The organism is Variovorax sp. WS11 (genome assembly GCF_010499245.1).
In the GTDB taxonomy this organism is placed as follows: domain Bacteria; phylum Pseudomonadota; class Gammaproteobacteria; order Burkholderiales; family Burkholderiaceae_C; genus Variovorax.
On sequence record NZ_JAAGOW010000001.1, the window covers coordinates 3,523,999 to 3,549,490 of the forward strand.

Annotated in this window: 23 protein-coding genes and 2 pseudogenes; 9 read left to right on the forward strand and 16 right to left on the reverse strand. The window is 69.0% G+C overall.

Annotation, left to right across the window (positions count from 1 at the left end; genetic code table 11):
- Positions 1–31 precede the first annotated feature (31 nt).
- Entirely contained in the window at positions 32–610 is a 579-nt protein-coding gene (locus GXN78_RS17380) for a cupin domain-containing protein (protein WP_164255514.1), read from the reverse strand.
- A 34-nt stretch (positions 611–644) separates the two neighbouring features.
- Entirely contained in the window at positions 645–1,388 is a 744-nt protein-coding gene (locus tag GXN78_RS17385; RefSeq protein WP_106561422.1) for a dienelactone hydrolase family protein, read from the reverse strand.
- Between the two features lie 89 nt (positions 1,389–1,477).
- On the opposite strand from GXN78_RS17385, the gene GXN78_RS17390 reads away from it, so the two are divergent.
- The gene (locus GXN78_RS17390) at positions 1,478–2,422 is read left to right on the forward strand and encodes a LysR family transcriptional regulator (protein ID WP_106561423.1); all 945 of its coding nucleotides are present in this window, start codon (positions 1,478–1,480) and stop codon (positions 2,420–2,422) included.
- A gap of 12 nt (positions 2,423–2,434) precedes the next feature.
- On the opposite strand, the gene GXN78_RS17395 is transcribed toward GXN78_RS17390, so the two are convergent.
- Positions 2,435–3,601 carry an FAD-dependent oxidoreductase gene (locus tag GXN78_RS17395; protein ID WP_106561424.1) on the reverse strand — a complete coding sequence of 389 codons (1,167 nt, stop codon included), beginning with the start codon at positions 3,599–3,601 and terminating at the stop codon, positions 2,435–2,437.
- A gap of 96 nt (positions 3,602–3,697) precedes the next feature.
- Between GXN78_RS17395 and GXN78_RS17400 the strand changes: the two genes are divergently transcribed.
- Positions 3,698–4,279, forward strand: coding sequence for a TetR family transcriptional regulator (locus tag GXN78_RS17400; RefSeq protein ID WP_239142746.1), 582 nt, complete (start codon positions 3,698–3,700; stop codon positions 4,277–4,279).
- Positions 4,280–4,281: 2 nt separating this feature from the next.
- Here GXN78_RS17400 and GXN78_RS17405 read toward each other — a convergent pair whose 3' ends face one another.
- The 9 genes from GXN78_RS17405 to GXN78_RS17445 form a co-directional block, all read right to left on the reverse strand.
- Positions 4,282–4,890 carry an IS630 family transposase gene (locus GXN78_RS17405; RefSeq protein ID WP_164255517.1) on the reverse strand — a complete coding sequence of 203 codons (609 nt, stop codon included), beginning with the start codon at positions 4,888–4,890 and terminating at the stop codon, positions 4,282–4,284.
- Positions 4,868–5,347: a winged helix-turn-helix domain-containing protein gene (locus GXN78_RS17410; protein WP_164255518.1), complete on the reverse strand. Its 480-nt coding sequence runs from the start codon at positions 5,345–5,347 to the stop codon at positions 4,868–4,870. Before GXN78_RS17410 ends, GXN78_RS17405 begins: the two co-directional genes overlap by 23 nt.
- Positions 5,348–5,423: 76 nt before the next feature.
- Positions 5,424–6,401 (reverse strand): nitronate monooxygenase family protein, encoded by a 978-nt coding sequence (locus GXN78_RS17415; RefSeq protein WP_106560544.1) that lies wholly within the window; start codon positions 6,399–6,401, stop codon positions 5,424–5,426.
- Between the two features lie 10 nt (positions 6,402–6,411).
- Complete coding sequence (locus tag GXN78_RS17420; RefSeq protein ID WP_106560543.1) at positions 6,412–7,407, reverse strand: tripartite tricarboxylate transporter substrate binding protein; 996 nt, start codon at positions 7,405–7,407, stop codon at positions 6,412–6,414.
- Positions 7,408–7,449: 42 nt separating this feature from the next.
- A complete protein-coding gene (locus tag GXN78_RS17425) occupies positions 7,450–9,396 on the reverse strand; it encodes an acyl-CoA synthetase (RefSeq protein ID WP_106560542.1) in 1,947 nt (648 codons plus the stop codon).
- Between the two features lie 71 nt (positions 9,397–9,467).
- Positions 9,468–10,619: an acyl-CoA dehydrogenase gene (locus GXN78_RS17430; RefSeq protein ID WP_106560541.1), complete on the reverse strand. Its 1,152-nt coding sequence runs from the start codon at positions 10,617–10,619 to the stop codon at positions 9,468–9,470.
- Positions 10,620–10,629: 10 nt separating this feature from the next.
- Complete coding sequence (locus GXN78_RS17435) at positions 10,630–11,838, reverse strand: acyl-CoA dehydrogenase family protein (RefSeq protein ID WP_106560540.1); 1,209 nt, start codon at positions 11,836–11,838, stop codon at positions 10,630–10,632.
- 11 nt (positions 11,839–11,849) lie between these two features.
- A complete protein-coding gene (locus tag GXN78_RS17440; RefSeq protein ID WP_106560539.1) occupies positions 11,850–13,040 on the reverse strand; it encodes an acetyl-CoA C-acyltransferase in 1,191 nt (396 codons plus the stop codon).
- Between the two features lie 23 nt (positions 13,041–13,063).
- Positions 13,064–15,187 carry a 3-hydroxyacyl-CoA dehydrogenase NAD-binding domain-containing protein gene (locus tag GXN78_RS17445; RefSeq protein ID WP_106560538.1) on the reverse strand — a complete coding sequence of 708 codons (2,124 nt, stop codon included), beginning with the start codon at positions 15,185–15,187 and terminating at the stop codon, positions 13,064–13,066.
- 146 nt (positions 15,188–15,333) lie between these two features.
- On the opposite strand from GXN78_RS17445, the gene GXN78_RS17450 reads away from it, so the two are divergent.
- The 3 genes from GXN78_RS17450 to GXN78_RS17460 all read left to right on the forward strand — a co-directional run bounded on the left by GXN78_RS17450 (position 15,334) and on the right by GXN78_RS17460 (position 19,058).
- On the forward strand, positions 15,334–16,281 hold the full coding sequence (locus tag GXN78_RS17450; protein WP_239142747.1) for a LysR family transcriptional regulator: 948 nt from the start codon (positions 15,334–15,336) through the stop codon (positions 16,279–16,281).
- A 131-nt stretch (positions 16,282–16,412) separates the two neighbouring features.
- Positions 16,413–18,305 (forward strand): HipA domain-containing protein, encoded by a 1,893-nt coding sequence (locus tag GXN78_RS17455; protein WP_181360685.1) that lies wholly within the window; start codon positions 16,413–16,415, stop codon positions 18,303–18,305.
- An 18-nt stretch (positions 18,306–18,323) separates the two neighbouring features.
- Positions 18,324–19,058 carry an ABC transporter substrate-binding protein gene (locus GXN78_RS17460; RefSeq protein WP_106560537.1) on the forward strand — a complete coding sequence of 245 codons (735 nt, stop codon included), beginning with the start codon at positions 18,324–18,326 and terminating at the stop codon, positions 19,056–19,058.
- A gap of 66 nt (positions 19,059–19,124) precedes the next feature.
- Here the strand turns inward: GXN78_RS17460 and GXN78_RS17465 are convergent, their stop codons facing one another.
- Together GXN78_RS17465 and GXN78_RS17470 are read right to left on the reverse strand one after the other, a co-directional pair.
- Positions 19,125–20,540: an amidohydrolase gene (locus GXN78_RS17465; RefSeq protein WP_239142826.1), complete on the reverse strand. Its 1,416-nt coding sequence runs from the start codon at positions 20,538–20,540 to the stop codon at positions 19,125–19,127.
- A 23-nt stretch (positions 20,541–20,563) separates the two neighbouring features.
- A complete protein-coding gene (locus GXN78_RS17470) occupies positions 20,564–21,550 on the reverse strand; it encodes a tripartite tricarboxylate transporter substrate binding protein (protein WP_106560536.1) in 987 nt (328 codons plus the stop codon).
- 143 nt (positions 21,551–21,693) lie between these two features.
- On the opposite strand from GXN78_RS17470, the gene GXN78_RS17475 reads away from it, so the two are divergent.
- Positions 21,694–22,683, forward strand: coding sequence for a LysR substrate-binding domain-containing protein (locus tag GXN78_RS17475; RefSeq protein ID WP_106560535.1), 990 nt, complete (start codon positions 21,694–21,696; stop codon positions 22,681–22,683).
- Between the two features lie 106 nt (positions 22,684–22,789).
- Here the strand turns inward: GXN78_RS17475 and GXN78_RS17480 are convergent, their stop codons facing one another.
- The gene (locus GXN78_RS17480; protein WP_106560545.1) at positions 22,790–23,287 is read right to left on the reverse strand and encodes an NAD(P)H-dependent oxidoreductase; all 498 of its coding nucleotides are present in this window, start codon (positions 23,285–23,287) and stop codon (positions 22,790–22,792) included.
- Between the two features lie 32 nt (positions 23,288–23,319).
- The gene (locus tag GXN78_RS17485; RefSeq protein ID WP_106560534.1) at positions 23,320–24,315 is read right to left on the reverse strand and encodes a hypothetical protein; all 996 of its coding nucleotides are present in this window, start codon (positions 24,313–24,315) and stop codon (positions 23,320–23,322) included.
- Positions 24,316–24,418: 103 nt separating this feature from the next.
- Here GXN78_RS17485 and GXN78_RS17490 point away from each other — a divergent pair.
- The 3 genes and pseudogenes from GXN78_RS17490 to GXN78_RS17500 form a co-directional block, all read left to right on the forward strand.
- A pseudogene (locus GXN78_RS17490) lies at positions 24,419–24,562 on the forward strand (type II toxin-antitoxin system RelE/ParE family toxin); the annotation flags it as partial.
- A 65-nt stretch (positions 24,563–24,627) separates the two neighbouring features.
- Positions 24,628–24,792: pseudogene (locus GXN78_RS17495) on the forward strand (helix-turn-helix transcriptional regulator); the annotation flags it as partial.
- 31 nt (positions 24,793–24,823) lie between these two features.
- Positions 24,824–25,441 carry a cold shock and DUF1294 domain-containing protein gene (locus GXN78_RS17500; protein WP_106560531.1) on the forward strand — a complete coding sequence of 206 codons (618 nt, stop codon included), beginning with the start codon at positions 24,824–24,826 and terminating at the stop codon, positions 25,439–25,441.
- Positions 25,442–25,492: the final 51 nt, after the last annotated feature.

A 25,492-nucleotide genomic window follows, 5' to 3' on the forward strand; every position in this document is an offset into this window, starting at 1 on the left:
TCCGTGTGTAGGTGTCGGGACGAGGCAGCGATCAGTCCTGGTGCGGCGCCTTGCCCTCGACCATGTGGAAGGTGCGGCCGATGGGCTCCTCCCAGATCAGGTTGCGGTCCATCGCGCGCGCCGGCATGTCCTGGATGACGTACTGGATGGCCGGCTCGCTGCCGGTGTTGATGTGCTCGTGGCTGGCCATCGGCGGGCAGCCGAAGGTGTCGCCGCGCTTCCAGTCGAAGCGCTGCCCGTCCAGCACCGAATAGCCCTCGCCCTGGATGATGTGATAGAGGGCGTAGGAGTTGTGCCGGTGGGCGGCGATGTGCTCGCCGGGGCCGAAGATCTGGATGCCGAGAAAGATCGACGGGAACACGCCGCCCGCTTCGCCGGTGTCGCTGTTGACCAGCGCGATGAAGCGGCGGTCGGCGCGGCGCAGCGGGTCGCGCAGCACCTGCTCGAGACGGGGCTCGAGATCGTTCCAGCGCCAGATGGCCGCGCGCAGGTTCTTCTTGACGAGGAAGGGGTAGTACTCGTCATCGGTCATGAACCGTGCCCACTCGGTGCGATCGACGGTCGACGTGGTTTCCGGGGCGTGGTCTTCGGTGTTGAGTTGTGCGCTCATGAATGTGTCTCCTGGGGTCGTTGAAAAAAATGCGTCAATCGGGCAGGCGTCCGCGCAGATGCCAGTCGAGGAAGACCAGGCTTCTTCTCCAGGCCTCGGCGGCGGCGACGGGGCGGAAGACGGCAGGGCGGAACCATTCGTCGAACGCGTGGGGCGCGCCCGCATAGGTGTGGAGCTCATGGTGCCGCTGGGCTTCGCGCAGCTGCGCCGAGAAGTCGGCCAACTCGTCCTTGCCGATCAGCCTGTCCATGTCGCCGAAGTGCCCCAGCAGCGGCGCCTGCAGGCGCGCCGCCACGCCGATGGGGTCCAGCGCTTTCGGGCGCGAGCGGCGCAGCTGCCCGTAGTACGCGACCGCGCAGGCGGGGCCGTCCGCCTCGCTTGCCGCGAGCACGGCGTAGCTGCCGCCGATGCAGAAGCCCAGCACGCCTGCGTGCCGGCGATCGATGCCGCGTTCGCCGAGCCAATCGAGCACATGGCGGACATCGCCCAGCACGCGATGGTCATCGACGGCCGCCACGGCGGCATCGATGCGCTCGGGCGTGGACAGGTCCGGCTGCGACGCGCTGCGGCTGAAGTAGTCGACGACGGCGACCAGGTAGCCGGCGCGCGCGAGCTGTGCGGCGCGGCCCGCGACGTACGCGTTCACGCCGGCGATGGCGGGGAGCAGCACCACGGCGTGGGTCGCGTCCGCAGCGTCCGGCTGATGGACGTGGATCGTGAATCTCTCGCGTGCGTCTTCCTGCAGGAGGACGTGCTGTTGAAGGGGAGTGGGTCTCATGGTCTCGGTTCCGGATTTCGTTGCGGCAAGTATTCGTTCCAGACCCCTCGCCACGCAATGCGAATGGTTTAGTCTGTACTATTCGTTGGATGAATAAGCAGGCACTCGACCTCAACCGGCTTCGTGTCTTCCGGGCCATCTGGGAGTGCCGCAACGTCTCGCGCGCGGCCGAGGCGCTGGGTGTTTCGCAGCCCACCGTCAGCCATGCCTTGCGGGATCTGCGTGCGCATTTCGGCGACCGCATCTTCGTGCGCTGCCCCGGCGGCGTCATGCCCACGCCCCTGGCCGAGACCATCGCTCGCCGCATCAGCCAGGCCCTGGCCCTGCTCGAGCAGGGGCTCGACATCCGCGGCGAATTCGACCCCGCGTCGAGCCGCCGCGAGTTCACGATCGTGATGACGGACATCGCCGAGGCGATCATCCTTCCGCGCATCCTCGGCCTGTGCCGGCGCGAGGCGCCTGCCGTGGGCTTTCGCGCCATTCAGCTGCCCACCGAATCCGTCGTCAGCGCGCTGCGGGACGGTGCGGCGGACGTGGCCATCGGCTTCAGCCCCGCGCTGCGGGCGAGCCTGCTGCACAAGTCCTTCTTTCGCAGCGAGTACGTGTGCATCGCCAGCGCCACACATCCGCGCATCCGCGAGCGGATGAAGCTGCAGGACTTCACGCGCGAGCGCCACGCCGTGGCCCAGGCCCAGGGCACCGGGCACCACGCCGTCGAGGCCGCGCTGCAGCGCATGGGGCTGCTCGATTCCATCGGTGCGCGCGTGCCGCACTTCCTCGCCTTGCCCACCATCGTGGCGGCCAGCGACATGATCGCCACCATTCCCCGGCCGCTGGCAGAGCTGATGCTCCCGGTGGCGGCGGTGCGCATGCATCCGCTGCCGATCCGGCTGCCGAAGCTGCTGATCGAGCAGTTCTGGCACGAGCGCTTCCATGACGATGCGGCATCGCGCTGGCTGCGGGCGCTGCTGCCGCGGGCGATGCAAGAGGTCTTCGAGACCGGCCCCCAAGGCTTCAAAGAGGCCGTCGACTGACCTGCTGCGGCCCTATCGGTAGACCAGGCCCGAGAGGCGCCACGCCAGCTGCCGGCGGACCATCGGCAGTCGCGACAGCGTGCGCAGCAGAAGGTTGCGCGCCGCCCGCAGAGCGGGCCGGGCCGTCGCCATGCGCGTGAGGCGATCGGCCAGCGCGATCACCTGGCCCGCAACGGGGCGCCGCATCGTGCCGTAGGCATCGAGTGCGGCGTCGTTGCCGGCCAGCGCCTGGCTCAGTGCATCGGCCAGGGTGATCGCATCGACGATGCCGACGTTCATGCCCTGGCCGCCGGCGGGGCTGTGCACATGGGCGGCATCGCCGGCCAGCAGCACGCGCCCGGCGCGGTAGGCATCGGCCAGCCGGTGATGAACCCTGAAGCGCGAACCCCACAGCACCTCGCGGACCACTGCCCGCTCGCTCGCCGGGCCGCGCGCGTCCAGCAGGGCCTGCAGGTAACCGGCGTCGGGGTGCTCCGGCGCATTCGCCACCGTCGCGACGATGCGGTGCGCACCGCCCGGCAGGGGCGCCACCACAACCATGCCCGCGGGCGAGAAGTAGAGGATCACCTCGTCGTGCGGCACGCCGCCCGTCAGGCGAACGTCGGCCAGCAGGAAGGACTCGCCGTAGCTGCCGCCGGTAAAGCCGATGCCCGCCTGCTCGCGCACCGTGCTGTGCATCCCGTCGGTGCCCACCACGTAGCGCGCCCGCACTTGCCGGCCGTCGTCGAGCGTGGCAGTGGCGCCGGTGGCGTCCTGGCGCAGGGCGGTCAGCACGCGCGGGCGCAGCACCTGGCCGCCGAGCTCGCGCAGCCGTTCGAGCAGCACGCTTTCGGTGACCGCCTGCGAAACCATCAGCGTGTAGGGATAGCGCGTCGGCAGCTGGTCGAAGCCGATCGGCACCAGCACGCGGTCGCGGTCGCGGATCGTGAAGCGCTGCGCCTGCACGCCGCGCTCGACCAGCCGCGCCGCGACCTGCAGCGGCTCGAGGGCCTCCAGCGTGTGGGCGTGGACCACCGCGGCGCGCGAGGTGTTGGCACCCTCGGCCTGCCGGTCGATCAGCATGAAGTTCGCGCCGCGGGCGGCGAGCGCGGTCGCCAGCGTGAGGCCGGCCGGTCCTGCGCCGACGATCAGCACGTCGGTGTCGAAGGAGGAAGACGAGGGGATGCGCGGGTCGGACATGAGGGTCTCCTGTAAAGTCAACAAGTGTTGGTCAACGCTTGTTGGCAATTCTGACCAGGACCGATCCGTTTGTCAACAACTGTTGGCCTATACTTGTTGACATGGCTGAACCTGACCCCATCCTCCCCCGCCCGGCGCTCCGACGCGACCAAGGCGACCATCCTCGCGGCCGCGCGTGCCCAGTTCGCGGCCGTGGGCTACCAGGCCACCACCATCCGCGCCGTGGCGAACGCGGCCGAGATCGATCCCGCGATGGTGATGCGCTACTTCGGCAACAAGGAAGGGCTGTTTGCCGCGGCGGCCGATTTCGACCTGCGCCTGCCGGACTTGGCCGGCGTGCCGAGCGATGCGCTGGGCGCCGCGCTGGTGTCGCACTTTTTGGATCGGTGGGAGGATGACGAGACGCTGATGGCGCTGCTGCGCACCGCGTCGACCAACGAGGCCGCGGCGGCGCGCATGCAGGCGCTGTTCTCGTCGCAGATGGCGCCCCTGATCGCGCGCCTGAGCGGCGACTCGCGCGCCGGCGCGGCCGCGCGCGCCGGCTTGATCGCCAGCCAGGTGCTGGGCTTCGCCCTGTGCCGCTACGTGCTGAAACTGCCGCCGGTGGTCGCGCTCAAGCGCCCGGAGATCGTCCGCCGCATCGGGGCGACCGTGCAGTCCTATCTGTTCGACGCCTGATACTAACTCGCGTTCAAAGATATAGAAGTTATCCATTTGAACCCGGTCATTGAATGGGTTCGCGTAGGATTGGATTCGAGGGCGACGAGTCCGTTGGTCAGGGTGCTCTCGACGGCGTCCAGATTGGCGAAGACGTGGTTGGCGAAGCAGTCCTCGCGCAGCGACTCCCACAAGTGCTCGGCGGGGTTCAGCTCCGGGCTGTACGGGGGCAGGAAGATCACGCGCATGTTCTGCGGCACGGCGAGATCACCGGCGATGTGCCAGCCTGCTTGATCCATGACCATCACGATGAATTCCGCGGCGTGGCGCTGCGCGACCTCGCTCAGGAACAGCGACATTGTCTCGGCGCTGACCCAGGGCAGCACGAGGGCTGTCCAGCACGCCGTCGTGCGGGCTGACGGCGCTGAAGGCGTAGATGTACTTGCGCTCCAGTCGCGCACCGACCACCGGGCGTGTGCCGTGAGGTGCCAGCAGCGCCGAGGGCTGCCCAACAAGCCGAATCGGCCTTCGTCCTGGAACATCAGGCGCACTTGGCGCCCACGTTCAGCCTGGCGCTCGACCTCTTGGCGTACCGTGCGGCGCAGTTTTTTAAAGGCGGCCTGCGCCGCCACGTCTGCTGCTGGGGTGCCGTGGGCGCGGCACCACCTTGCGCCAACCGTGGCGATCCAGAAGTCGGTAGACCGTAGAGGGGGCCACCTGCTTGCCCAGTTGTTCCTGGTAGGCCTGCTGGATCTCCGCCACCGTCAGCATGCCGCCCGCCTCGGCACGCTTGACGAATGGCGCCAGAAGTTGCTGCTCTTGCTCTGGGCTGAGGTGTTGGTGATGCCTGCCGCCACGCCCGCGCAGCTCGAAGATGGCATCTCCCTCCTTCGACCAGCGCGAGTGCAAGACATGCACCGTCGCTGTGGACCAGCCCAGCAACTCGGCGATCTGCGCGGCTGAACTGCCCAGCGTCGCACGGATGAGCACGCACTGGATGCGCTGGTACTCCGCATGACTGCCGGCTCGCTTGAGCCGCTCCGCCAGGCGCTCAACAGTCGGCCTATCACCCACGATCAATGTCTTCATCCACGACTCCTTGAAGTTCGTGGAATGACATGATATCTAATCTATTGAACGCGAGTTGGTATGAGTCCGCGTCGGGTCAGGGCGAGTCGAAGTAGCCGCGCGCCCGGTCCAGGTGCTCGCGGCATTCGCGCACCATGCGCTCGATCAGCTCGGCGCAGGTCGGCACGTCGTCGATCAGGCCGATGCACTGCCCAGCCGAGATCACGCCGCCGTTGACCTCGCCGGCCTCCAGCGCCGCGCGCCCGCGCACGCCGGCCACCAGCGGGCGGATGTCCTCGAACTGGCAGCCGCCGGGGCGGTTCTCGGTGGCCACCACTTCTTCCGAGATGGCGTTGCGGAACACCCGCGCCGTGTTCTTCAGGGTGCGGAACATCAGCTTGGTGTCGCGCTCCGAGGCCGCGACCAGCGCCTGCTTGATGTTGTAGTGGATCGGCGCCTCCTGCGTGACGCAGAAGCGCGTGCCCATGTTCACGCCCTCGGCGCCCAGCGCCAGCGCAGCCGCCATGCCGCGCCCGTCGGCGATGCCGCCCGAGGCGATGATCGGGATGCGCAGCGCGCGTGCCGCGATCGGCAGCAGCACCAGGCCCGGCACGTCGTCCTCGCCCGGATGGCCCGCGCATTCGAAGCCGTCGATCGAGACCGCGTCCACGCCGTTGCGCTCGGCCGAGAGCGCATGGCGCACCGTGGTGCACTTGTGCACGATCTTCACGCCCTGCGCCTTGAACTGGTCGATGAAGTCGCGCGGGCTGTTGCCGGCTGTCTCGACGATGCGGATGCCGCCGTCGAGGATGGCCTGCACGTACTGCGCATAGGGCGGCGGCTTCACGGCCGGCAGGATCGTGAGGTTCACGCCGAAGGGCCGGTCCGTCATCGTCCGCGTGCGGGCGATCTCCTCGCGCAGCGCCTCGGGCGTCTGCTGGGTCAGCGCCGTCAGGATGCCCAGGCCGCCGGCGTTGGACACCGCCGCCGCCAGCTCGGCGCGGCCCACCCATTGCATGCCGCCCTGGATGATGGGGTAGCGGATGCCGAGCAGCTCGGTGATGCGGGTCTTCATGCCGTGGTCCTTATTCGAGTTTGGCGCCGGGCTGCTTGATCAGCTTCTCCCACACCGGCCGTTCCTTCTTGTACGCCGCGGCGAAGGCCTCCGGCGAGCTGTCCTTCAGCTCGAAGCCCATGGCTGCCACCTTCTGCTGCACATCGGGCTGCTGGGTCGCCTTTCGGATCTCGTCGGCCAGGCGCTTGACGATGGGCTCGGGGGTCTTCGCCGGCACTGCGACGGCCAGCCAGCCGGTGAGCCGATAGGCCTCGTCCTTCAGCCCCTGCTCGGCCAGCGTGGGCACGTTGGGCAGCGAGGAGAGGCGGCGCTCGCCGGTCACGCCGATGGCCTTGAGCTTGCCGGCCTCGATCTGCGGCTTGGCCTGCAGCGAGCTGGCGTAGGCCATCTGGATCTGGCCGCCGATCAGGTCCGCGATCATCGGCGCCTCACCCTTGTAGGCGACGTGGTTCATGTCGGCGTTCTGCGTCGCGCTCATGTGCGCGCCGGCCAGGTGCGGGTAGGCGCCCACCCCGTAGGAGCCATAGGCGATCTTGCCCTTGTTGGCGGCCACGTACTTGAGCATCTCGGGCCCGGTGCTGGCGGAGACGCTGGGATGCACCACCAGCACCAGCGGGCCCATCGCCACCTGGTAGACCATCGTCAGGTCGCGCTCCGGGTTGTAGGGCAGCTTCTCGTAGAGGAATTGGTTGGTCAGCAGCGAGTTGGAGATCGACAGCACGATCGTGTAGCCGTCGGGCGCGGCCTTGGCCACCGCGTCGGTGCCGATGATGCCGGCCGCGCCGGGCTTGTTGTCGATGACCACCGGCTGGCCCATGCTGGCCGCGAGCTTCTCGCCGATGACGCGCGCCAGCACGTCGGTGCCGCCGCCCGCCGCGAAGGGCACGACCATCTTGATTGGCTTGGCGGGGTAGGTCTGGGCGAGCGCGGGGGCGCCGGCGCACAGGGCGATGGCCGAGGCCGCGGCGGCGAGGCACCGTCGGCGGGTGAAGTCCTGGATGGGCATGGTTGTCTCTCGTTGGAATGAAAAGATCAGGCGGGCGGCCGCTTACTGCACGACCACCTGCACCTTGAGCGGCAGGCGCCCGAGGGCGTCCTGCAGCCGGACCCGCAGTGCCTGCACGGCCGGCCCCGTCGCGGCGGCGTCGATGGTCACCGTGAGCGCCTTTTCTCCCTGCGCCTGCACCGTCGGCCGCGCGGCGCCGGGCAGGTCGAGGTCGGCCCAGGCCTCCTCGACCAGCGCCTCGGCCACGTGGCGCGCGGCCAGGGCGCGCAGGTCGGGCTTGAAGATCTTGCCGACATTGGTCATCGGCATCTGCTCGATCACCACCACCGCCTTGGGCTTGGCCGGTGCCTCGTCCACGCGCTCCGCGGTGAAGGCCAGCAGCTCGGCCTCGGTCGCCTTCGCGCCCGGCACCAGGGTGGCGAAGGCCACCGGCAGCTCGCCCGCGTAGGCATCGGGCGCGCCGACCGCGGCGCACAGCTGCACCGCGGGATGCGCGCCCAGCGCATCCTCGATGGTCTTGGGGTCGATGTTGTGGCCGCTGCGGATGATCAGGTCCTTGGAGCGCCCGCTGAGGTTGAGGCGCTCCTCCGTGTCGAGCCAGCCCAGGTCGCCGGTGGCCAGCCAGCCGTCGGCGGTGAAGGCCTTCGCGTTGTCCGCCGGATCGACGAAGCCGGAGAACAGGTTGGGCGACTTGAAGAGCACCATGCCCTGCTCGCCGGGCGGCAGCTCGCGGTCGCTGGCATTGCCGTGCGCGTCGAGCGCCACGATGCGGACCTGCGACCAGGGCAGGCGCAGGCCCACGCAGCCCGGCGGCCCGATCACGCCGGGCGGCGTGATGGTGGAAATGCCGGCCATCTCGGTCATGCCCAGGCTCTCGTGCACGTGCAGGCCGAACAGGCGCTCGAAACGCGCCGCCAGCTCCGGCGGCAGCACCGCGGCGCCGGTGCGGCAGTAGTGGATGGAGGAGATGTCGGCGCCGGCTAGCGGCACGTTGGCCAGCGCCGCCAGCACCGTGGGCACGGCCGACAGCGAGGTCGGCCTGTGCTTCTGCACCAGCTTCCAGTAGTTCGCCATCACCTCCTTGTTGCGCAGCAGGGTGGTGGTGGGAATGATCACCTCCACCCCGGCCGAGAGCGAGGCCAGCGAGGCCGGCAGCACGCCCGCCACGTGGAACAGCGGGTAGCCGTTGATCGTGATGTCGTCGGGCCCCTGGCCGGTCATGTTCACGCTGGCGAAGGCGGTGAAGACCTGGGCGCCATGACTGTGGCGCGCCAGCTTGGGCGCGCCGGTGGTGCCGCCGGTGTGGAAGTAGGCGGCGATGTCGCCGGGTTGGATATCGCGGCCGCTCACCAGGCGGTCGTCGGGCTCGCGCGCGCGCTCCTTGGCGAAGTCGAGCACGCCTTCGGGCAGCGCGCCCGCGGCGCCCGGCGCCTCGTCGTGCGGCGCCACGCGCAGCACGGTGGTCAGCGTGGGCACCTGGCTGCGCAGGCGCATGGCTTTGGACCACATGCCCGCATCGTCGTCCGCGCCCCAGGCGATCAGCACCTTGGCGCGACCGGCCGTCATCAACGAGACCAGCTTTTCGTCGGTGAGCAGCGGATTGAGCGGCTGCGCGATGCCTGCCGCGGCGCCTCCCCACAGGGCCAGGTGGTAGTCGAGGCAGCCGGGCAGCAGGATAGCCACCGCGTCCTCGGGTCCGACGCCCAGCTTGTGCAGCAGGTTCGCGGTCTGGTGGATGCCTGCCAGCAGCTGCGCGTAGGACCAGCGGATCGGCTCGTCGGCCGGGTCGCCGCTGCGCAGCAAGGTCAGCGCCGTCTTGTCGGCGAAGGCCGCGGCCGAATTGCGAAAGATCTCGTAGGTGCTGCGCACCGTCAGCGCCTCGGCGAGCGGCTTCGCTTCGAGCCGGCGCACGTCCTCGATGCTGCGGATGGGGAAGGACGCGCTGAAGGGCGCGGCCGTAGCGCGTGTCTCGCTCGTGCTCATGGGCATGTCTCCTCGTTCTGGCGTGGGCCGATGCGCGCCGGGCTCACCCGCGGCGCGCATCGCCCATTGTCGATACCTCAGCGCGCGGCGGCGAGGGCTTGCCGGCCGAGCGCAGCGAAGCGCTGCAGATGATGGTCCTCGTCGCCCAGTTGGTGGTCGATCATCACCAGCCGCTTGGCATAGTGGGCCAGCGGCAGCTCCCAGGTCATGCCGATGCCGCCGTGCATCTGCACGCTTTCCTCGGCCACCAGCGTGCCGATGCGCCCGATGCTAGCCTTGGCGGCCGAGAGCGCGCGCTCGCGCGCCACGCGGTCCGTGCCGTCGATTGCAGCCGCGGCATTGATCACGGCCGAGCGCGCCTGCTCCACTTCGAGCAGCAGGTCGGCCATGCGGTGCTGCAGCGCCTGGAAGCTGCCGATCAGCAGGCCGAACTGCTTGCGCGTGCGCAGGTATTCGAGCGTCGCCGCCTTGGCCGCTTCCATCGCGCCCAGGCTCTCGGCGCACAGGGCGAGCAGGCCGCGGCCGACGGCGCGCTCCAGCGCCGGATAGCCCTGGCCTTCGCTGCCCAGCAGTGCATCGCCTTCCAGCTTCAGGCCGTCGAACACGACTTCGGCCACGCGGCCGCCGTCGATCGCGGGGCAGCCGCGCACGTACAGGCCCTTGGTCTTCGCCGGCACCAGGAAGAGCGAGATGCCGGACTCGTCGTCGTCCGCGCCGCCGGTGCGGGCCGAGACCACGAACAGGTCCGCCTGCTCGCCCTGCGGCACCACGGCCTTGGCGCCATTGAGCAGCCAGCCGTCGCCGCTGCGCTCGGCGCGGGTCTGCACATGCGCGAGTTCGTAGTGCGTGCCGGGCTCGTCGTGCGCCAGCGCCGCGACGGTGCTGCCCGCGATGATGCCGGCCAGCTGTTCCTTCTGCGCCTCGCTGCCCGCGGCGGCAATGGCTTCGCCGGCCATCACCGCGCCCAGCACCGGCTCGACCACCAGGCCGCGGCCCAGCGCCTCGAAGACCACGGCCACGTCGAAGCCGCCGCCGCCGAAGCCGCCATCCTCTTCGCGGAACAGCGCGCCGATCACGCCCAGCTCGGCGAACTGCTCCCAGATCTTGGTGCTGAAGCCGTGCTCCGACTTCGCGATGCGGTCGCGCGCCTCGAAGGCGTACTGCTCGGCGATGAAGCGGTTGAGGCTGTCGGCGAGCATGCGCCGGTCTTCGGTGTGTTCGAAGTTCATGGTCTTGCCCTCACAGTCCGAGGATCATCTTGGAGATGATGTTTTTTTGGATTTCGTTGGAGCCGCCGAAGATCGACAGCTTGCGGTTGTTGAAGTACTTGGCCGCGGCGGGCGCTGCCTCGGCCGGGCCGATCGGCACGCCGCTGAAGCCGTCCTCCAGCGCCGCTTCGACGTAGGGACGCGCATACGGGCCCATTGCGCGCCGGATCAGCGAAGAGATTTCCTGCCGGATCTCGGTCCCGCGGATCTTGAGCATCGAGCTCTCGGCTCCCGGCACGCCGCCGCCCGCCACCGCCGCGATCACGCGCAGGTTGGTGGTCTTCATGTTCTCCAGGTCGATCTCGACGCGCGCCATGCGCGCCGCAAACGCCGGGTCTTCCGAAAGCGGCTTGCCGTTCTTCGTCTGCTTCGCCGCGATGGCCTTGAGCTGCTCCATCGCCGCCACCGAGAAGCCCACGCCCGCGATGTTGGTGCGCTCGTAGGTCAGCAAATACTTGGCGCAGGTCCAGCCCTTGTCCTCCTCGCCCACCAGGTTCTCGGCCGGCACGCGCACGTCGGAGAAGAAGACTTCGTTGACCTCGTGGTCGCCGTCCAGCGTGATGATCGGCCGCACCACGACGCCCGGCGAGGTCATGTCGATCAGCAGGAAGCTGATGCCCTCCTGCTTCTTCGCTTCGCGGTTGGTCCGCACCAGGCAGAAGATCATGTTGGCGTGCTGGCCCAGCGTGGTCCAGGTCTTCTGGCCGTTGACGATGTAGTGCGGGCCCTCTGCATCGACGCCGCGCACGGCCGAGGTCTTGACCGAGGCGAGGTCCGAGCCCGCGCCCGGTTCCGAGTAGCCCTGGCACCACCAGTCCGAGCCGTCGAGGATGCGCGGCAGCCAGCGGCGCTTCTGCTCCTCGTTGCCGTACTTGATCATCACCGGCCCCAGCATGTTCACACCGAAGGGCACGATGCGCGGCGCATGGGCCAGCGCACATTCGTTCTCGAAGATGAACTTTTCGACCGCGGTCCAGCCCGGGCCGCCGTACTGCTCGGGCCAATGGTTCGCGAGCCAGCCGCGCGCGTTGAGGATGGCGTGCCATTCCTCCATGTCGGCCTTGGCGAGGTGCTTGCCGGTGGCCACCTTGTCGGAGAGGCGCTTCGGCAGCTTGTCGGCGAGGAAGCTGCGCACCTCGTCGCGGAAGGCTTGTTCTTCGGGAGTGAAGTTGAGGTCCATCGCCGGTCTCCTCAGAAGATTTCGAACAGGCCGGCGGCGCCCATGCCCCCTGCAATGCACATGGTGACCACGGCGTACTTCGCGCCGCGCCGCTTACCCTCGATCAGCACGTGGCCCGCGAGCCGCGCACCCGTCATGCCGAAGGGGTGGCCGATGGAGATCGCGCCGCCGTCGACATTGAGCCGCTCGGACGGAATGCCGAGCTTCTCCTGGCAGTAGATGGACTGCGAGGCAAAGGCCTCGTTGAGTTCCCAGAGGTCGATATCGTCGACCTTCAGGCCGTTGCGCGCCAGCAGTTTCGGCACCGCGAACACCGGGCCGATGCCCATCTCGTCGGGCTCGCAGCCGGCCAGCGCCAGGCCGCGAAAGGCGCCCAGGGGCTTGAGGTTGGCGCGCTCCGCGTCCTTGGCTTCCATCAGCACGCAGGCCGAGGCACCGTCGGAAAGTTGCGAGGCATTGCCGGCGGTGACGAACTTGCCGGCGCCCATCACGGGCTCGAGCTTGGCCAGCGCCTCGTAGGTGGTGCCGCGGCGGTTGCAGGTGTCGACGTCGATCGTCGCTTCCTTGTGGCTGACCTGCTTGGTCTCCTTGTCGGTCACGGCCATGGTGGTGGTGCAGGCCACGATCTCTTCCTTGTAGCGGCCGGCGAGTTGCGCCTCCTCGGTCTTGCGCTGGCTCTCGGCCGAGAAGCGGTCCTGCGCCTCGCGGCTGATGTTGTAGCGCTTGGCCACGATGTCGGCGGTCTCGATCATCGACAGGTAGAGCGCGGGCTTGTGCTCGACGATCCACGGGTCCATGCCGGAGTCACCGCTGTCGGTGGCGCTGCGGCTGCGGATTTGCGAGATGCTCTCCACGCCGCCCGCGATCATGACTGGCGCACCCTCGACCACGATGCGGCCCGCCGCGATCGCGATGGCCTGCAGGCCCGAGGCGCAGAAGCGGTTGACCGTGGTGCCCGCGATGCTGATCGGCAGGCCGGCGCGCACGATAGTCTGGCGCGCCACGTTGCGGCCGGTGGTGCCCTCGGGGTAGCCGCAGCCGAGGATGGCGTCCTCGATCTGCGCCGGGTCCAGCCCCGAGCGCTCCACCGCGGCGCGCACCGCGAAGGCGGCCAGCGTGGGGCCGGGCGTGATGTTGAATTCGCCGCGGTGCGCCTTGGTGAGCGGGGTGCGGGCGGTGGAAACGATGACGGCTTCGCGCATGATGAATGTCTCCTGATCGGGGCTTACTCGGGTTGATTGAGGCTCGAGAAATCGGCGCTGCGTTCCACCAGCTCGGCCAGCAGCGGCGAGGGCTTCCAGAACAGCGGGTCTTCCTTGGCGAACTCGCGGATGTCGGCCAGCACCTTCGGCAGGCCCACCGTGTCGGCGTACTTCATCGGCCCGCCGCGGTGGCGCGGGAAGCCGTAGCCGTAGAGGAAGGTCACGTCCACGTCCAGCGGGCGCAGCGCGATGCGCTGGTGCACGACGTTGGCGCCCTCGTTGATCATCGCGGCCATGTAGCGGCGCATGATCTCCTCGTCGCTGAAGCTGCGCGGCGCGATGCCGGCGCGCAGGCGCTCGGCGTCGATGATGGCCTCCACCTCCGGGTCCGGCGTGCCGGTGCGTGCGCCCTCGGGGTACAGGTAGTAGCCGCGGCCGGTCTTCTGGCCGAACCAGCCGCGCTCGCAGATGCGGTCGGCGATCTGCACGTAGCGCGCCTTCGGGTCGCGGGTGGCGGCCTTGCGTTTGCGCGTGGCCCAGCCGATGTCGCCGCCGGCCAGGTCGGACACCTGGAACGGGCCCATCGGGTAGCCGAAGTCGCGCACCGCCTTGTCGATCTGGTAGGGCGAGGCGCCGTCTTCCATCATGTGGTCGGCCGCCTGGCGGTACACCGCGAGGATGCGGTTGCCGATGAAGCCGTCGCACACGCCGGCGCGCACCGGCGTCTTCTTCAGCTTCTTCGCCAGCTCGAAGCCGGTGGCAACGACGTCGGCGCTGACCTTCGCCGGCACCACGATCTCCAGCAGCTTCATGATGTTGGCCGGCGAGAAGAAGTGCAGGCCCAGCACGTCGCCGGGGCGCGAGATGCTGGCCGCGATCTCGTCGATGTCGAGGTAGGAGGTGTTGGTGGCGAGCACCGCGCCGGGCTTGCACACGCGGTCGAGCTCGGCGAAGACGGCCTTCTTGACTGCCATGTCCTCGAACACGGCCTCCACCACCAGGTCGGCCTTCGCGAGCGCGTCGTAGGCGGTCGAGCCCGAGAAGCGCGCCATCACCGCCGTCTTGGCCTCGGCCGTCATGCGGCCCTTCTGGATCAGGCCGTCGTAGACCTTCTCGACGTGGGCGCGGCCGCGCGCGAGGCTGGGCTCGTCGCGCTCGATCATGGTCACCGGCAGGCCGGCATCGAGCATCGCGACCGCGATGCCCGCGCCCATGGTGCCGCCGCCGACGATGCCGCAGGATTCAATGGCGCGCGGCTTCGCGGCCTTGGTCTCGGGGGCTTTGAGCACTTCACGCTCGGCGAAGAAGGCATGGATCAGGCCGGCGCGCTGCGGGCTGTCGATGCACTGCAGGAAGAGCTTGCGCTCCAGCGCCATGCCCTCGTCGAAGGGCAGCGAGAGCGCAGCCTCGGTGGCTTCGACGATCTTCATCGGCGAGAACAGGCCGCGGCTCTTCTTCGCGGTGTCGGCGTGGCCAGCTTCCAGTGCCGCGCGCTGGGCGTCCTTGTCGGCGAGCGCGGCGCTCGCGTCACGCGTGCGGCGCACCGGCGCCTTGCCCGCGGCCAGCTCCTTCGCATAGGCCAGCCCTTCGGCCAGCGCATCGGCGCCTTCGCCCAGGCGATCGACCAGGCCCAGGGCCAGCGCTTCCTTGGCGCCGGAATGGCGGCCGCTCAGCATCAGGTCCAGCGCGGCCTTCACGCCGATCAGGCGCGGCGCGCGCTGGGTGCCGCCGGAGCCGGGGATCAGGCCCAGCTGCACCTCGGGCAAGCCCAGCTTGGCGGAAGGCACGGCCAGGCGGTAGTGCGCCGACAGCGCAATTTCCAGTCCGCCGCCGAGCGCGGCGCCGTGGATCGCGGCGACCACCGGCTTGCTGCAGTTCTCGATGCGGGCGCAGACCTCGGGCAGCGAAGGCTGTTGCGGCGGCTTGCCGAATTCGCGGATGTCGGCACCGGCGATGAAGTTGCGTCCGGCGCCGACGATCAGCACCGCGGCTGCGGCACCGTCGGCCTCCGCCGCGTCGATGGCGGCCACCAGGCCCCGGCGCACGTCCACGCCGAGCGCGTTGACGGGCGGGTTGTCGATGGTCACGACCAGCACATCGGCCTGGCGCTGGAAGGTGACGAGTTCGGGGGAGGCGTTCGTGGCCATGCTGGGTGTCTCCTGGGGGGCGAACCTGCGCCGGTTCGCTGGGGCTTGGGGGGAACCTCGCATTCTTGGACAGCCACGTCGCTTTGACAATTGCATGGCTGGTTGACAGACTGTCAAAGAATTTTTGACACAATGCGCCGATCTCCATGGACTTGCAATCCCTCACCCTGTTGGTCGAGATCCTCGATGCCGGCAACCTGAGCGAGGCCGCGCGCCGGCTCAAGATGAGCCGCGCCAACGTGAGCTACCACCTCAACCAGCTCGAGCGCTCGGTCGGCGCCCAGCTGGTGCGCCGCACAACGCGCCGCGCCGAGGCCACCGAGATCGGGCAGCGGCTCTACCAGCATGGCCTTGCCATCCAGAACGAGCTGCAGGCCGCGCGCGAGTCGGCCACGGCGCTGGGCGAGGGGCTGGTGGGCCGGGTGCGGCTCAGCGTGCCCAGCGGCTACGGGCAATTGGTGATGTCGGACTGGCTGATCGACTTCAAGCGCCTCTACCCCGGCATCGTGCTCGACGTGCTGTTCGAGAACCGCATCGAGGACCTGCTGCGCGACGAGGTCGACATCGCCATCCGCGTGATCCCCGAGCCGCCGCAGAACCTGGTGGCCCGCGCGCTGGGGCCGGTGCGCTACGTGGCCTGCGCCTCGCGCGCCTACGCGCAGGAGCACGGGCTGCCCACGCAGCTCGATCAGCTCAGCGGTGCGCCGGTGGTCACCGCCGCGGTGATCGGCAAGCAGCTGCGCATCTCGGCCTACCAGGGCGAGGAGCGGCGCGAGGTGGTGCTGGAGCCCACGCTGATCTCCGAGAACTTCCTGTTCCTGCGCCAGGCCGTCCTGGCCGGCCTGGGCATCGGGCTGGTGCCCGACTACGTGGTGCAGGAGGATGTGCGCCGCGGCGAGGTGCTGACCACGCTGGACGACTGGCGCCTGAGCATCTTCGGCACGCAGATGTTCATGCTCTACATGCCCAACCGGCAGCACACGCGGGCGACCCGGACCTTCATCGAGTTCATCCTGGAGCGGGCGCGGGCGGGTTCGACGGGCGGACCCGGTGCGGTGCAAACACCTGCGGCAGCCCGGTCTCTGCCGAGTTAGCGCGGAATTGAGGCCTTGCTGGCGTCTTTTGACTAACTTTTCCGTATTTCAAGTACGCGAAAGTTAGAAAATTTGCATATCCCAGCCTGAAATGCCAACTTTCCCGTATCTGAAACACGGAAAAGTTAGACGTGCCCCTCCACCTCGTCGGCGAGACCATCGACAAGACGCGCAGCCACTACCAGGCCGAGACGGGCAAGCTCGTCCAGCTCATGCGAGGCATCTATGCCGACGCGGGCGACGACGTCGATCAAACCGTCCTCGCGCACGCCGTGCGTATCGCGCGCTACCTGTACCCGAAGGCCTATTTGTCCGGCGCGAGCGCCATCCTGCTCGGCCCCACCCGCGACGGCCGCCTCTACCTGTCCGGCCAGCGGGTTCAGCGCACCCGCATCCGCGCCCTGGAAATCATCCAGAACAAGGCGCCGGCGAACCCTTCGGTCGCTAGCGCCTCGATCGCCGACAGTCTCGGCGAGTTCAGCGTTCAAGTCTCTGCCGTGCGGCAGCGCTTCCTCGAGGCTTTCCGTCGGCGCAGCGAGCACGCGATGTCCATCGACGCGGCCATGCGCGAGGCGCTTTCGGCGCGGCTCATCGAGGAGTACGGCGATGCCAAGGGGGCCAGCGACGCCGTCTGGGCGCTTGCGCGCGAGAACGAGTGGTATCGCGAAGCCGAGGCGGCACAGAAGTTCCTGTTGCGTCGCCCCACGGCCGTGGCCGTCCGGAACGAGGCTGCCTTCGATCTTCTCGTGGCCTGGCACGGACTGCCCATCGGCACGCTCGCGCACGATGGTTTCGAATGGCGCTGGTCGGCGACCCAGGAGGGCGCGCGGCTGCCGCCCGTCGTGCGGCAAACCGTGCCGGGAAAACTGCCGCCCTTCATCGTCTCCCTGCTGCCCGAGGGCTGGCTCGAGTCGGTTCTGAAGGGCCGCCGCGACGAACGCGCCCTGCTGCGTTCAGGCAAGCGCTACATGTCGAACATCACCGTCGCCGCGACGGTGGACGAGTTGTCGACCTTGCCCGCGGACATCCTGACCCACAAGCTCGCTGCCTTCACCCGCGACGGGCTCTTCACGGGCGCCTACGCCGGTCCCGGCAGGAGCGCCGTCGAGCGGGACTTCGAGCACCGGCTGGCCGCGCTCTTCGCGAACGCCGAGACGCCGCGCCTCTCCGGCGTGCAGATCAAGGCCCCCATGCATCTGGACGCGGACGGAAAGCTGGTGCCCAGCGTGACGCTGCCCTTCACGCACATCCTCAAGCCCGCGGGAAAGGGCGCCTTCGAAGCATTGCCGCTCATCGAGTGGATCGGCCTGGCGCTCGCGCGCGCCTGCGGGCTTCCCGCACCGGAGACCGCGCTGGTTCGCATGCCGGACGGCATGTCTGCGGCCCTCCTCGTCGAGCGCTTCGACATCCGCGACCAGCCGGGCGATACGCGTTGGCTGGCCATGGAGGACATGTGCTCGGTGCTGGATCTCGAGCCCGAGGCAAAGTACACCGGGATCCTCGAACGCGTCGCACGGGCCGTTCGCGTCTTGTCCACGGCCCCCGAGGAAGACCTGCTGCTGCTGCTTCGCCGCGTCCTGTTCGCCTGGCTCATCGGCGACGGCGACATGCACCTGAAGAACCTGGCGCTTCTCAAGAGCGCACGCGGCGGCGAGACGGCGTTCAGCGCAGTTCGCCTCGCGCCCGTCTACGACGCGCTGACCACGCGTGCCTTTCCCGGTCTGGAGCATGACCGCATGGCGCTGAAGCTCAACGGCAAGGACGAGCGGCTGCGGCGAGCGGACTTCGTGGCACTCGGCAGCATCGCAGGGCTGCGGGCAACGGATGCGCAGACCGCCATCGACGATGTGCTGCAGCGTCTGCGGCAGGGACTCGACGCGCTGAGCATTCCGCCGGCCCTCGCGCTGAAGGGCCGATGCGCAGGCCATCGTCGCGAGGACGCTGGATCTCTGCCGGGGGCGCGTTGCGGCCTTCGAGTAGTCTTGCGCAACTTCAAGAAAATCAGCGGCATCCTCAAGACCTGACACCTACCGGACCTGCCCATGCCCATAGACCCAGCCATCGTCAAAGCCTTCACGCCCACGGGCGTCCTGCGCGCATCCATCAATCTCGGCAATCCCATCCTGGCGAAGCGGAGTGCCGGAACCGGCGAGCCCGAGGGGGTGTCGATCGACCTGGCGCGCGCCTTCGCCGCGCAGCTGGGCGTTCCGCTCGAACTGGTGGTGTTCGACACCGCCGGGAAGTCCGTCGAGGCCGTGACCGCCGAGCAGGCCGACATCGGCTTCTTTGCCGTGGACCCGCTGCGCGGACAGGGCATCCGCTTCACGGCACCTTATGTGCTGATCGAGGGTGCCTACCTCGTCAGGGAAGGCTCGCCGATCGCCTCGAACGACGAGGTCGACCGGGCCGGCGTGCGCGTCATGGTCGGGAAGGGCAGTGCCTACGACCTGTACCTCACGCGCGAGTTGAAGGCGGCCGGCATCGAACGCGCGCCGACCTCGCCCGCCGTTGTCGACAGTTTTCTCTCCGAAAACGCCGACGTCGCTGCCGGCGTGAAGCAGCAGCTCGAATCCGATGCGGCGCGCCTGGGCGGGCTGCGCCTGCTGCCCGGCCGCTTCATGGAGATCCGGCAGGCGATGGGGGTGCCGATCAGCCGAGGAGAGCCGGCCGCAGCTGCCCTGTCGGCCTTCGTCGAGTCCATGAAGTCCAGCGGCTTCGTGAGTGCCGCGTTGCAGCGCCACGGGATCAAGGGCGCGATCGTCGCGCTGGCGGCCTAGGGTTCGGCCGGGCGTACCCACGCAGGCGCACGGCATGTCCTGGCCACGCCCCGCCCGGCCTGCCTCTCACACCTTCACGTCGCGCGCCGGCGGCGGCATCACATCCTCCGGGATCGGGCTGCGATAGGGCGCCCCACCCCGCTTGGCGCGCAGCTCGCGCTCCGCCTCGCACAGCACCTCGGGCCGCCCGGCGAGCGCGACGCCGGTGGCCGCGAGGCACTTGGCGGCCAGCAGCATCCCCTTGTGGGCCAGCGAGGTCTTGCCCTGCGAGACCATCTGCCACGAGTGGAAGGCCGTGCCCCACGCAAAGCAGGCCGTGAGGCACTGGGTGGTCGGCGCGGCCCAGCTCACGTCGCCCATGTCGGTGGAGCCGGTCACCGGCCGCGCGGCCTCGGGTCGGTAGGGCTGGATGCCGGTGGCGATGGGCTGCGGGTCGCGCAGCGCCGCCGCGAAATGCTTGGCGCTGCTGGCGAGCTCCTCGGCCGAGAGCGTGGACTGCATCTTCGCAGCGAAGCTGCGCTCCTCCTCGCTGACCTCCAGCGCGCCCACGGCCTCCATCTGCTCGGCCATCACCCGGTCGAGCGCGTCGTTGTGCAGCACGTTGGACACGGCCTTATCGAACACCATCTCGACCGTGGTGCCGGTCATCATCGCCGCGCCACGCGCCACCTGCTCGACGCGCGCGAACAGTGCCAGCGCTTCGTCGATGCGGGAGGCCCGCACCGTGTAGAGCACTTCGGCAAACGCCGGGATCACATTGGTCGACGGCCCGCCCGAGTCGATGTAGGCGAAGTGCACGCGCGCCTGATCGGGCATGTGCTCGCGCAGGTAGTTGACGCCGACGTTCATCAGCTCGGCCGCGTCGAGCGCGCTGCGCCCCAGGTGAGGCGCCAGCGCCGCATGCGCCGACTTGCCGTGGAAGCGGAAGTGGGCCTGCACGTTGGCCAGCGTGGCGTTCATGAACACCGAGTTGGCCACGGACGGGTGCCAGGACAGCGCGGCATCGAGGTCGTCGAACAGCCCGGCGCGTGCCATGAAGGTCTTGCCGGCCGCGGCCTCCTCGGCCGGGCAGCCGTAGAAGCGGACGGTGCCGGGCAGCTCATGGCGCCGCAGGTGGTCGCGCGCAACCACCGCGGCCAGGTGCGCCGCCGTGCCCAGCAGGTGGTGGCCGCAGCCGTGGCCCTGGTTGAACGCGCGCTCCGGATCGGGCCGGCACTCCAGCGCGCCGCTGGCCTGGTTCAGTCCCGCGAGCGCGTCGTACTCGCCGAGGAAGCCGATCATCGGGCCGCCGCTGCCGGCCTCGGCGACGAAGGCCGTGGGCATCCCGGCCACGCCGCGCGTGACGCGGAAGCCCTCGGCCTCCAGCGCCGCGGCATGCAGCTCGGCCGATTCGAACTCGCGGTAGCGCATCTCGGCCAGGCCCCAGATGCGGTCGGCGATCTCGATGTAGGGGCGGCGGCGCGCCTCGACGGCGGCGGCGATTTCGGCGACGGCGGATGCGGGCTTCACTTCTGCGTCTCCAGGTTGGCGGTTGCGACGAACTTGCGGTAGCGCGCGTCTTCCTCGCGCATCAGCCTGGGCAGGTCCTCGTCCTCGATCATCGGCAGGCCGCCCAGGTCGTTGAAGGTCTGGCGCAGTCGGGCGTCCTTCAGGGTTTCCTTCAGCGCCGCCTTGAGCTTTGCCATCACAGACTCGGGCACCCCCTTCGGCGCCATCAGCGCGAACCAGCCGGTCAGGTCGTAGCCCTTGAGTTCCGGGTGCTCGGCCAGCGCCGGCACGTTCGGATAGATCGGCGCCCGCGTGCCGCTGGTCACCGCGATCGGCACCACCACGCCCGCGTCGATCAGCGGCTTGGCCGGCCCGGTGCCCATGTAGCCGAACTCGACCGCGCCGCCGGCCAGGTCGTTGCCCAGCGCCGGCACGCCGCGGTAGGGCACGTGGGTGACCTGGGTGCCGGTGCGCTCGCGCACCAGCTCGCCGGCGAAGTGGAACATCGAGCCGTTGCCCGAGCTGCCGTAGTTGTACTTGCCGGGGTTCTTGCGCAGCAGCTGAATGAACTGGTCGGTGGTCTTGACGCCGGACTGGCGTGACGCCAGCAGCATGCCGCCCTGGTGGTTGACCACGCCGATCGGCGCGAAGTCCTTGAGGCCGTCGTAGGGCTGCTTCGGGTTCATCACCTTGGTCGCGATCAGCTCGCCGTTGCCGCCCATGAGCAGCGTGTAGCCGTCCGGCTTCGCGGTGACCACCTTCAGCGCGCCCATCGCGCCGCCGGCGCCGGCGAAGTTCTCGACCACCACGCGGGCCTTCAGCACGCGGCCGAACACCTCGGCGAAGGGCCGCGCCACGCTGTCGGTCGAGCCGCCGGCGGAGTAGCCGACGACCAGCGTGATCGGGCGCGAGGGGTAATCGTCCTGGGCGGCGGCCAGGGTCGCGGCGGCGCCCGCGAGCAGGGCCGCGAGGAGGCGCGGGAGTCGGGATCGGCGATGGGCCATGGTCGGGCGGCAGGGTGGGGTGGATCTGGCTCGATCCTAGGATTTGCCGACCGCGCGCAATAGCCCTGTCACGGTGTTGCTGTTGAGCGCCGGTTGCCGGGTCCGACAATGGCGGCCATGCTCCTCGTTTCACCGGGACTCGCATGAAGATCCATCAGCTCAAGGCCCTCTGCGCCATCGGCGACCACGGCAGCATCCGCGCCGCGTCGCGTGCCGCCGGCCTGTCGCCGGCCGCGGTGACCAAGGCGGTGCGCGAACTCGAGGAAGACCTCGGCACGCTGCTCATCACGCGCGAGGCCAAGGGCGTGACCTTCACCGAAGCCGGCCGCGCGCTGCTGGTGCACGCGAGGCTGGTGGTGGGCCAGCTGGCGCGTGCCGAGGAAGAGATGGCGCAGCTGTCGGGCCGCGGGCGGGCGCCGCTGCGCATCGGCGTGAACTCGTGGATCGCGCTGACCTGCCTGGGCGATGTGGTCAAGCTGTTCCAGCAGCGCATGCCGACGGTGCGCCTGGAGCTGATGGAAAGCGTGCAGACGGTCTCGATCCCGAAGCTGCGCGACGGCACGCTGGACTTCTGCATCGGCCGCGCCGGCCCGGCGTCCACCCATGAGGACATGGCGCATGTTCCGCTGTTCCGCACCAGCTCGGCGGTGGTGGGGCGCGAGGGCCATCCGCTCGCCCAGGCCCGGTCGCTGGCCGATCTGCGCGATGCGCAATGGCTGCTGAACTCGACGCCCGGCGATGACGCGGAAGACCTGCAGGACGACCCGTTCGCCCGCTATCTGCGCGAGGGCGCGCCGACCATCCACGTCGCCCATTCGACGGTGATCGTCATCAGCCTGCTGCGCAGCACCGACATGCTGACGCTGATGCCCTGGCCCCTGGTGGAGGCGGTCGCCGTCCGCGAGCAGCTGTGCGTGCTGCCGCTGACCGAGCGCATGAACGAAGCGACCGTGAGCCTGATCTCGCGCCGCGGCGACCCGATGAGCGCGGCCGCCCGATGCTTCATCGAATGCTTCAGGGCAGTGGTTTACCGCGCGCTCGGCTCCGACGATCCGGCGAGCCGGCGGCTCTTCCATTCGCTCGACGGGCTGGCGCTCGGCGACAGCGCCTCGAGCGAGCTGGCGCGCGCGTAGGCCGGTATGACTCCCTGCCCCTCCAAGATGTACAGACCGGAGACATAGGTGACGCATGTGCGAGGACATGGGTGACAGCTCGGCATCGGTGCCCGGGTATCGGTCGTCAGAACACGCCCAGCGCCAGCCCCGCCGCGAGCGCGGCGCCGAGCTCGCGGCATTGCGCGAGATCGTCCGCGCCGATCTGCTTGGGCCGCGCGATCGCCTCGGGCGTCTGCGCATGGGTGCAGACGATCAACGCAGGCGCGATGGCGTTCAGGCGCCAGCCGGTGGCGATGCGTTCGAGCTGCCGCGCGGCATTCTGGCCGTCGCTGCCGGCGCAGATCAGCGTGGCGTAGGGCCGGCCGTTCACGCGATCGAGTGCGGCGTAGTAGCAGCGGTCGAAGAAGTCCTTCATCAGCCCGGCCATCGCGGCGAGGTTCTCGGGCGTGGCGAACACGTAGCCGTCCGCGCCCAGCACATCCTCGGGCTGCGCGTCCGGCGCGCGCAGAAGACGCACCTGCACGCCGGGTTCGCCGCGTGCGCCCTCGGCCGCGGCCTGCGCCATCTGCGCGGTGCCGCCGGTCATCGTGTGATAGACCACGAGCAGCGTCTTGGGATTCATGCCGCCCAGCATAGCGGCACGATCCCGGGCGCTCAGTCGTCCTTGTCCTTGCCCCTGGGCCGGTCGGTGAGGAAGTCGAGCGTGGCCTGCCAGGTCTGCGGCGAATTCAGGATGCCGAGGTGGCCGGTGCGCAGGATGGCGTCGTAGGCGCCTTGCCCCGTGAGCACGAGCTCGCGCGCGCCGCGCAGGCTGGCGCTCTTCGAGAAGTCATTCGGCTTGCCGAAGGAGTCGACGGCAGGCACCGGTGCGATCACGCCGTCTTGAACCGGGAAGTAGACGAAGCTGGCGTCGCCGTTGCGGATGACCAGCACGCGCGTGGGCCCGTCGTTCTCGCGGCCGCCGTGGCGGCCGTTCAGCAGGCGCAGGAAGGGCGTGTCGGGCGAGCCCAGCTCCTGGCACACCTCGCTGGACGGCGTGAAGCCGCCCGCCGCCGGCGCCTGGAAGTAGTTCGCGGGGTCCGGGGAGCAATTGATGATGCCGTGGTTGGGGCCGTCGATGGCCACCAGGCGACGCACCACGTCATGCGCCTCGTCCTGCCGCATCCATTCGCGCGCCAGCGTCACGCCCAGGCTGTGGGCGACGATGTCCACGCGCTTCGCGCCCGTGAAGTCCATCACCGCACGCACGAAGCGGCGCAGGTCGGGCACGTTGGCCGCGTTGGTGTGGGCGATGCTCGAGCGGCGCGTCTGGTCGGCGGCCAGGTCGCACTGGTCGCCCTGGTAGCCCAGGCCCCAGAGCTCGCTGGTGGAATAGCCGTTGTCCGCGAGGAACTGCGCCAGCGCCTGGATGCGCCCGAAGGGGCTGCACGCGGTGGCAAATGGCGTGTCGTTGTTGCCGTGGATGAGGATGACCGGCGTTCGCGTCACCGCGCCGGCGGCACCGAAGCCGATGAGCGGCCTGGCGAGCGAGGTGTCCTCGATCGAAGGGAAGCCGGGCGGCAGCGTGTTGCCCACGGTGCCTGCCGCCTGCACGGCGGCAGCGGCGGCAAGGGTTGCCAGGGCGGCGGCATGGCGAATCCACGTTTTCATCGGCGGTCTCCTTCCTCTGCGGCGCGGATGATGCCGGCGAAAGGCGGCGCTGGCAAGGCTGGCCGTGCGCCTCAAGCTCGACGTTCTGTCGCCCGTAGGCTACAAAATTGATGTCGGACCCGGTTATCGGGTCTACTACTCGCAAAGAGGAACAAGGCTCCTGCTTCTTCTCGTCGGCGGCGACAAGTCCACACAACAGAAGGACATCGCCAGAGCCATTCACCTTGCGCGCAATTTCGTGGAGTAGCTATGCCAAGAGTCGCCAAGAGTTCGTCCAGAACGAAGACCTCGTCCTACGACGTGGCCGAACATCTCACGCAAGATGCTGTCGCCGAGCGCATGGGCACGACCAAGAGCGCCATCTCTCGCCTCGAATCGGCTGGTAAGCATGCCCCCTCACTTGCCACGTTGAAGCGCTACGCGCAAGCCGTTGGCTGCGAGCTTCAAGTCAAGCTGGTGCCTCAGAAAGGCGTGTGACTTGCCTGGGCCGCCAGACGCCAAGACCTCTATGCGATTCGAAGGCACATTGAAGACCTGGAACGACGAACGAGGCTTCGGGTTCCTCGAGCCCGCGCAGGGCGGCGAAGACATCTTCGTTCACGTCAAGGCATTTCGAGCGCGAGCTGGGCGTCCGCAGGTCGGACAGCTCATGTCCTTCGAGGTGGAACTCGGACCTCAAGGCAAGAAGCGCGCGAGGAACGTTGAACCGGTCAAGGCGACGCGCACTTCGTCGCCACGACACCAGGAATCCTCAGCGCAGCGGGGTACGGCCACGCTGTTCGCGATCCCTCTGTTCTTGGTCTTGTACGTCGTCGTCAGCGTTCTCTGGAAACCACCCCTCGTCATCGCCGTTGCCTACGCGGGAGTGAGCCTCATCACGTTCTTCGCCTACGCACTGGACAAGTCGGCTGCCCGACAGAACGCACGGCGCACGCAGGAAAGTACGCTTCATTTCCTTGCTTTGGCGGGTGGCTGGCCAGGGGCGTTGCTCGCTCAGCAGCTCCTGCGACACAAGTCCACGAAGGCAGAGTTCAGGTCAGTCTTCTGGGGCACAGTCGTGGTGAACGCCGCTGCGTTTGCCATACTCTCCTCGCCGATCGGCCGGTCCATATGGGCGCAGCACTGACGCCGGCGCGATCATTGGCGATGAGGTATGTCGAGAACGCCTTCATCATCA